Source organism: Flavobacterium frigoris PS1 (assembly GCF_000252125.1).
GTDB lineage: Bacteria > Bacteroidota > Bacteroidia > Flavobacteriales > Flavobacteriaceae > Flavobacterium > Flavobacterium frigoris_A.
This window is the reverse complement of record NZ_AHKF01000045.1, coordinates 1-704: the sequence shown is the minus strand read 5'-3', so window position 1 is coordinate 704 and position 704 is coordinate 1. Positions and strand designations below refer to the sequence as shown.

Annotated in this window: 1 protein-coding gene; it reads right to left on the bottom strand. The window is 31.1% G+C overall.

The window, feature by feature from the left end:
- A partial coding sequence (locus HJ01_RS16945) for an efflux RND transporter permease subunit (RefSeq protein ID WP_410500982.1) occupies window positions 1-652 on the bottom strand: 652 nt, incomplete at its 3' end.
- Window positions 653-704 lie beyond the last annotated feature (52 nt).

Here is a 704-nt window from a genome sequence, read left to right as displayed (position 1 = left end):
TTTGTGAAATTCCAATTTTAATATCATTCACAATGCTATTAAACTGTCCATATTCGCTAATAATACCTGTGTTTGGAATGTCAGATCCTGTCTTGGTCAGTTTTTGTAAATATTCAGAATTTAATTTTTGATTTTTTACATTTAAATTATTTTGCAATGCAGTTTCAATGGCTTTGTCAATTGAAATTTTTTCTTGTGCATTCACAGTTTGAATAGAAAAGAAAAATCCAAATAAAATAATTGTTGTAATGGATTTTATCTTTCTAACTTTTATTTTAATACCTTTTTCGAACATAATATATAAAATAGGTAAAATAAATAATGTTAGAAATGTGGCTACTATCAATCCACCAATTACTACTGTTGCTAACGGTTTTTGTACTTCTGCACCCGAACCGTTACTCAGCGCCATCGGTAAGAAACCTAATGATGCAACAAGTGCTGTCATTAATACTGGTCGCAAACGAACTCTAGTACCTTGCAGAACTATTGATTTTAAATTGGTTTCCCCTGTTTTTTTTATTCGATTGAATTCAGCTATTAAAACTAACCCGTTCAAAACAGCAATACCAAATAAAGCTATAAAACCAACTCCTGCGCTGATACTAAAAGGCATTCCACGCATTGCTAGAAAAAATATCCCCCCAATCATTGATAATGGAATAGCAGAATAAATTAATAGTCCCTGCCTTACTGATTTGAAA